Consider the following 6,705-nt stretch of genomic DNA (forward strand, 5'->3'; position numbering starts at 1 on the left):
GGAACATAGATGAGAAGCGTTTAGGTAAAGCATGATTAAAAAGAGGAGGGAAAGCCCTCCTTTTTTGATGATGAGTTTGATGAATTTTTTACCAAAAATAAAAGGGCGCCCATTGTGTTAGGGGCCCTTATTTTTCTTACATTTCCTCAGGAGCTTCCAATCCCAATAGACGGAGTCCTTCTTTTAGTACAACAATAACTGCTGCTACCAATTGTAGGCGAGCTTGTTTTACTTGTTCATCCTCTGCGACAATGCGGACATGCGCGTAGAATTTGTTGAAGGTTTGAGCCAGATCAATTACGTATTTTCCAATCTGCGAAGGATCGAATTGATCGCGAGCCTTTTCCAGAATGCTTGGGAACTGCAATAGAGTAGTAACGACTGCCCATGTTTCTGGACCCTCTAGAGCTTTATCTACTACTGTTACAGCTCCTGGCTGGTACCCACCTTTTTTCAATAGAGAGCAAGCGCGGGCATGAGTGTATTGAACGTAAGGCCCTGTTTCCCCTTCAAAAGTAAGCATTTCTTCCCAGGAAAAGTTGACATCGTTTAAACGGTAATTTTTCAAGTCATGGAAGATAACGGCACCTACACCAACTTGGCGAGCAACCTGTTCTTTATTTGCAAGAGAAGGATTTTTCTCTTGGATTACTTTAAGTACATCTGCGATTGCTTGAGACAATACTTCTTCCAACAGAACGACTTTCCCTTTGCGAGTGGACATTTTTTTACCGTCTTTTAACATCATGCCAAATGGAATATGATGCATATTGTTAGCCCAGTCATAGCCCATTTTTAGCAAGACCTTAAATAGCTGTTGGAAATGCAGGCGTTGTTCTCCGCCAACCACATATAATGCTTTTCCAAAATCATATTGCTCATGACGATACAAAGCAGCAGCAAGGTCGCGGGTTGCGTAAAGGGTAGCACCGTCACGTTTTTTAATTAAGCAAGGAGGCATGTCGTACTCATCCAGAGATACAACCATTGCGCCTTCGGATTCTGTTAACAATCCTTTTTCCTCTAATAAATCAACAACGCGATCCATTTGATTATTGTAGAATGCTTCTCCATTGAAGGAGTCAAAGGATACGCCCATTAATTCATAGATCTTTTTAAATTCTTGTAAGGATTCGTCGCGGAACCATTGCCATAATTGCTGGGCTTCTTGATCGCCGTCCTCTAATTTCTTGAACCATTCACGACCTTGATCTTCCAGTGTTGGATCGTTTTCTACTTCTTCATGGAAGTGTACATACAGCTTGAGCAATTCTTTAATAGGCTCAGCTTTTACTTTATCTTCATCGCCCCATTTTTTATAGGCAACAATCAGTTTACCAAATTGTGTACCCCAGTCCCCCAAGTGATTGATGCGAACTGGCTGATAGCCATGCTTTTCCATGATGTTTGCAAGTGCATTCCCGATAACGGTTGAGCGCAAATGCCCCATCGAGAAGGGTTTAGCAATGTTTGGAGAAGATAAGTCGATTGGTACCTTTTTACCAGCACCAACATTAGTTGCACCATATGCAGACCCTTGCTCTAGAATCGTTTTAATACAAGAGGTCATAACGCTGGTTTGATTATAAAACAAATTGATGTATGCATTTGTCACCTGTACATCCTGTAAGAAAGGCAGAGAAATCTTAGAAGCTAGCTCCGTTGCAATCATTGGTGGTGCCTTGCGCAGAGCTTTAGCTAATTGGAAGCAAGGGAAGGCTAAATCACCCATTTGTGGGTTAGGAGGAGTTTCGAGCATGCCAAGGACACGTTCGCAGGAAAAATCCTCTACGCCCATTTCAGTTAGAGCAGCAGAGATTTGTTCAGCTACTAGTTGTTTGTAATTCATGTTTATTTCATCCTTTCTTTTTAATCAACATAAATTTTCAGGGAATATGTAATCATTCCGTGGAGAAGTGGGATACATCATAAATATAACCATAGGGTATACAAGCACAGAGCGCTTTGATTAGATACAGCGTAAGATTGTTCAAAGCAACAACAGCAAAAAACCCCCCGTCTCTTTTGGATAGATATCAGTAAAAATCAATCCGTAAAGAGACGAGAGGTTATTTTATCATACTCCCGCGGTGCCACTCTTCTTGTTCTTTTCAATTAGACCAATAAATGATCGTAATTGGAAAAAACCTGCTTGATAGCTGTAACGGGCAAACCCGGCAAGCTCTATACATTGTCAATAGACAAGATTCAAGCTGCGTCTCCGAGGTGCGCTTCATCATGGCCGTTCTATCAGGCTTCCACCAATCCTGACTCGCTAGTAGCACGAACCATCATTACTCTCCTCATCATCGAGTACATGGCTATATAGCGTCTAGTATACCCAACAAAAGGCATTCTAGCAAGCAAGGTTTATCATTGGTTCTTTTTTTGCTGATCCCATTGTGGAAAATAATATTTGGTAAGGGCTTCTTTATCAGCGGCAGAGGCGAATAGTTGTTTGTATTGCCGTAAGGAATCAAGGAGCGCACGTTCTGCTCTTGCTTCTTCCTCATTCAAAAAATTTTCAGTAGGGTCAAATGCTAATAAACGATCATCTTTTCCCGTACGCCAATATGCGGTACGCCAACATTCAGGATAATGATATGCTTCCTCACCAAATAAAAGACCCACGACTTGATCAGTGGATAAAGGAAGATAGAATTCATAGGTTTCATGATTACCTCCTGCCATAAGATCAAGGTGGCAAGTTTGGTAATGCAAATAGTGCTGTTCACTCTCATGATGTTTTACGACAGTGTAGATCTCAAAGTCCGTCTCTTCTAGTACCTTTACTGGAATCAATGGGCCCTGAAACACAGATGTATGTAAATATGCTAGTTTGTTTCCCATGAAAAACCTCCATCTATCTTCCTTTTTATCCTAGCAAAGGTTCATTATCTCTACAAGCGAAGGAAGGAATGGATAAGAGATGAAAGGGGCATGTGCCTGCCCCTTCCCCTCTCCTATATTGGTGAGTGTACAAACCTGAGTAATGTTTTTTGGTTTCCTTATGGAGGTATGAAACATTGTAGAATCATGTAGAGGTGGACACAGATAAAAAAGAGCGTAACCGAATTCAGGTTTGCCGGTGAAAGAGCTTCTTATATTTTAGCAGCAGCCGCAAGAAATAATGACCAGTAGGATGAACAGCACTAAAATGAAGCTGAAATTATCACCGAAGAAATTTCCGCAGTAAGATGTACTCATGAAAGAATTCCTCCTTAATGGTTATATGTTTGAAGGTGTCGCTGCTTCGTTGCTAGTTATCGCAGCCGCAGCTTATGATTACCAGCAGAATGAACAACACTAGGATGAAGCAAAAACTCCCGCCTCCCCAGTTACCGCAAAACGATGTACTCATCTGGCAATTCCTCCTTCGCATTGTTATTCTACAGTCTATACATATCTGTCTATCTGGTGTGGGCTTACGCCTAGGGAAAGCAAAATTGGGCAGCAGGCTATAAAAAAATAAAAGATTGGGAGATAATCCATTGACGCCAATAATATCTGAATGTTAAGATACCTGTATTCAAAAGATGAACAAAGCGTCATATTGATTTCTAACTAAATATGATTTCTCTTATCTAGAGAGGCGGAGGGACTGGCCCGAAGATGCCTCGGCAACCGATAGATCAGGTGCCAATTCCAGCAGGGCTGTTTGCCTTGAAAGATAAGAGGGGATAAGTTCCTACTTAACGAACATAAGTAATCCTCTTCTTGCTTTCAGGCAGGAAGGGGATTTTTTTATTTGCCAAGTCTAATGGAGATTACGGAGGGGTATGGGGGATGAACAAACCAACATTGCAAGAGCAGCTAGCACGAAAAATATTGATACTCGATGGTGCAATGGGAACGATGCTACAGCAGGCTAATCTCACAGCGGACGATTTTGGCGGTGAGGAATATGAAGGCTGCAACGAACTATTGAATGTAACAAGACCAGATGTCATCCGGCATATTCATGCTACCTATTTTGAAGCAGGTGCTGACATTGTGGAAACAAACACATTTGGAGCAACAGATGTTGTTTTGGCAGAGTATGACATAGCAGATCGAGATTATGAACTTAATCTGGCGGCTGCACGTATTGCTAAAGAAGTAGCAGATGAATTTAGCGCGGAGTCATGGCCACGTTATGTAGCAGGTTCTATGGGGCCCACTACGAAAACCCTTTCGTTAACAGGGGGCGTTACATTTGAGCAATTAATTCATGCGTACTATCGCCAGGCTAAAGCATTGATGGAAGGTGGGGTAGATGTATTACTGTTGGAAACCTCGCAGGACACATTGAACGTAAAAGCTGGCGGCATTGGCATACGTCAGGCATTTCAGGAGCTTGGCTATGAGCTGCCTATCATGATTTCTGGAACAATCGAACCGATGGGCACGACTCTGGCAGGTCAAAACATCGAGGCCTTTTGCGTGTCGATTGAACATCTCAAACCGATCACGATTGGTCTGAATTGCGCGACAGGTCCGGAGTTCATGCGTGATCATTTACGAACCTTATCTGATCTGGCTTTGTGTGGAATCAGTTGTTATCCCAATGCAGGTTTACCTGATGAGAATGGTCATTATCACGAGTCACCGCAGGGGTTAGCAATGAAAATGAAAGCATTTGCGGAAAAGGGATGGCTTAACGTAGCGGGTGGTTGTTGTGGTACCACACCCGAGCATATTCGTGCGCTACACGAAGCATTGCAAGGTATTACACCACGAGAAAATAAAAAGTCTCATGCAGCTGCTGTATCAGGCATTGAGGTGCTCTATGTTGAGGACGACAATCGCCCTATTTTTGTAGGGGAGCGTACCAACGTGATTGGATCTAAGAAGTTCCGTGACTTGATTGCTGCTGGCCAATTCGAGGAAGGATCAGACATAGCACGGGCACAAGTAAAACGAGGAGCCGCTGTTATAGATATTTGTTTAGCAGACCCTGACCGTGATGAGTACGAGGATATGGAGAAATTTCTTCCATACGTAAGCAGAAAGGTAAAAGCACCGTTGATGATCGATTCCACGGATAAAAAGGTAGTGGAGCTGGGCTTGAAATATTCTCAGGGGAAGGCAATCATTAATTCGATTAATCTAGAAGATGGTCTAGATCGTTTTGAAGAGGTTGTACCATTGATTCATAAATATGGAGCGGCCGTGGTTGTCGGGACCATTGATGAAGCGGGAATGGCAATCACTCGTGAACGAAAGCTGGAGGTAGCTACACGTTCCTATGATTTGTTGGTAAATCAGTTTGGAATTAATCCGCAGGACATTATTTTTGATGCTCTTGTATTTCCGGTAGGAACAGGCGATGAGCAATACATTGGTTCAGCACAGGAAACGATAGAAGGTATCCGCCTTATTAAACAACATTTCCCATTATCTAAACAAATTCTGGGTGTGAGCAATGTTTCCTTTGGATTACCCCCGGCAGGTCGTGAGGTTTTAAATGCGGTCTTTTTATATCACACAACATTAGCCGGGCTTGATTACGCGATTGTTAACACCGAAAAGATAGAACGTTATGCTTCGATTTCTGAAGAGGAACGCAAGCTGGCAGAGGACTTGTTATTTCATACAAACGATGAAACCTTAGCAACGTTTACTGATTTTTATCGGCAGAAAAAGAAAGAGGTTGTAAAAGAGGTATCCAATCTGACGTTAGAAGAACGTTTAGCTAATTATGTGGTGGAAGGCTCGAAGGACGGATTAACCCCAGATTTAACCCTCGCTTTGGAAAAATATGAGCCGCTTGATATTATTAATGGTCCACTTATGAAAGGGATGGAAGAGGTTGGTCGCCTGTTTAACGGGAACCAATTGATTGTAGCAGAAGTGCTGCAGAGTGCAGAGGTCATGAAGGCGTCAGTTGCCTTTTTGGAACCGCATATGGAAAAGTCTGAGTCAACCGTAAAAGGAAAAATCTTGTTAGCTACTGTTAAAGGCGATGTCCACGATATAGGTAAAAACCTAGTGGAGATCATTTTATCCAATAATGGCTATGAGGTAGTTAATTTAGGGATTAAAGTTGCACCGGAGCAGTTGATTGCTGCGTGTCATCAGGAAAAACCAGATGCAATTGGTCTTTCAGGTTTATTAGTAAAATCAGCGCAGCAGATGGTGATTACTGCGCAGGATTTGCGAAGCTCTGGCATTGATGTACCGCTGATGGTTGGAGGAGCGGCGCTCACCCGTAAATTTACGACAAATCGAATTGCTCCTGAATATGAAGGCATCGTTTTATACGCAAAAGATGCGATGGATGGCCTGGACCTAGCTAATAAATTGCAAGATCCGCAAGCTCGACTGAAGCTGGTAGAAGAATTACAAGCGCAAGCGACAGTCAACCAAGCTCAAATAAAAGAAAAAGCTAGCGAATCAGTTGTTATTCCACAGCCCGAAATGATTCGCTCTGCGACAAGCATTACAACACCGGTCTATGTAGCACCTGATTTGGAGCGCCATGTCTTGCGCAACTATCCGATTAACCATCTGCGTCCTTACGTTAATTTACGAATGCTGCTTGGAAAGCATCTTGGCATCAAGGGCAATGTCGATAAATTAATCGAATCAGGCGACAAGAAAACGACCGAATTATATGAAATTGTAGATGATTTGCTAAATGAAGCGATCCGTAGTCAGATTTTGCAGGCGAATGGAATGTATCAATTCTTTCCGGCTCAATCTTTTGGCAATGACATCCTGATC

At 42.6% G+C, this 6,705-nt stretch carries 5 protein-coding genes, 1 riboswitch and 1 other annotated feature; of the genes, 1 reads left to right on the top strand and 4 read right to left on the bottom strand.

Annotated features, from left to right (window positions below):
- Window positions 1–136: 136 nt before the first annotated feature.
- From argS to AYJ08_RS22695, 4 genes are all read right to left on the bottom strand, one after another.
- Window positions 137–1,849, bottom strand: coding sequence for an arginine--tRNA ligase (gene argS / locus AYJ08_RS01320; RefSeq protein ID WP_064016281.1), 1,713 nt, complete (start codon window positions 1,847–1,849; stop codon window positions 137–139).
- Window positions 1,850–2,054: 205 nt separating this feature from the next.
- Window positions 2,055–2,319: a binding site (T-box leader), on the bottom strand.
- A 54-nt stretch (window positions 2,320–2,373) separates the two neighbouring features.
- Window positions 2,374–2,850 (bottom strand): hypothetical protein, encoded by a 477-nt coding sequence (locus AYJ08_RS01325; protein WP_064016282.1) that lies wholly within the window; start codon window positions 2,848–2,850, stop codon window positions 2,374–2,376.
- A gap of 258 nt (window positions 2,851–3,108) precedes the next feature.
- Window positions 3,109–3,207 (bottom strand): YjcZ family sporulation protein, encoded by a 99-nt coding sequence (locus AYJ08_RS22690; protein WP_081476738.1) that lies wholly within the window; start codon window positions 3,205–3,207, stop codon window positions 3,109–3,111.
- Between the two features lie 52 nt (window positions 3,208–3,259).
- On the bottom strand, window positions 3,260–3,382 hold the full coding sequence (locus AYJ08_RS22695; protein WP_082890829.1) for a YjcZ family sporulation protein: 123 nt from the start codon (window positions 3,380–3,382) through the stop codon (window positions 3,260–3,262).
- A gap of 195 nt (window positions 3,383–3,577) precedes the next feature.
- Window positions 3,578–3,677, top strand: a riboswitch (SAM riboswitch).
- A 109-nt stretch (window positions 3,678–3,786) separates the two neighbouring features.
- Between AYJ08_RS22695 and metH the strand changes: the two genes are divergently transcribed.
- Window positions 3,787–6,705: methionine synthase (gene metH / locus AYJ08_RS01330; protein WP_064016283.1), on the top strand; the 2,919-nt coding region annotated here is incomplete at its 3' end.

It is taken from the genome of Brevibacillus sp. SKDU10 (assembly GCF_001645205.1).
Taxonomy (GTDB): domain Bacteria; phylum Bacillota; class Bacilli; order Brevibacillales; family Brevibacillaceae; genus Brevibacillus_B; species Brevibacillus_B halotolerans.

Excerpts from the sequence above, each read along its gene's own strand:
- argS (WP_064016281.1), bottom strand. The coding sequence starts at position 1,849 with ATGAATTACAAACAACTAGTAGCTGAACAAATCTCTGCTGCTCTAACT.
- AYJ08_RS22690 (WP_081476738.1), bottom strand. The coding sequence starts at position 3,207 with ATGAGTACATCTTACTGCGGAAATTTCTTCGGTGATAATTTCAGCTTC.
- AYJ08_RS22695 (WP_082890829.1), bottom strand. The coding sequence starts at position 3,382 with ATGCGAAGGAGGAATTGCCAGATGAGTACATCGTTTTGCGGTAACTGG.
- AYJ08_RS01325 (WP_064016282.1), bottom strand. The coding sequence starts at position 2,850 with ATGGGAAACAAACTAGCATATTTACATACATCTGTGTTTCAGGGCCCA.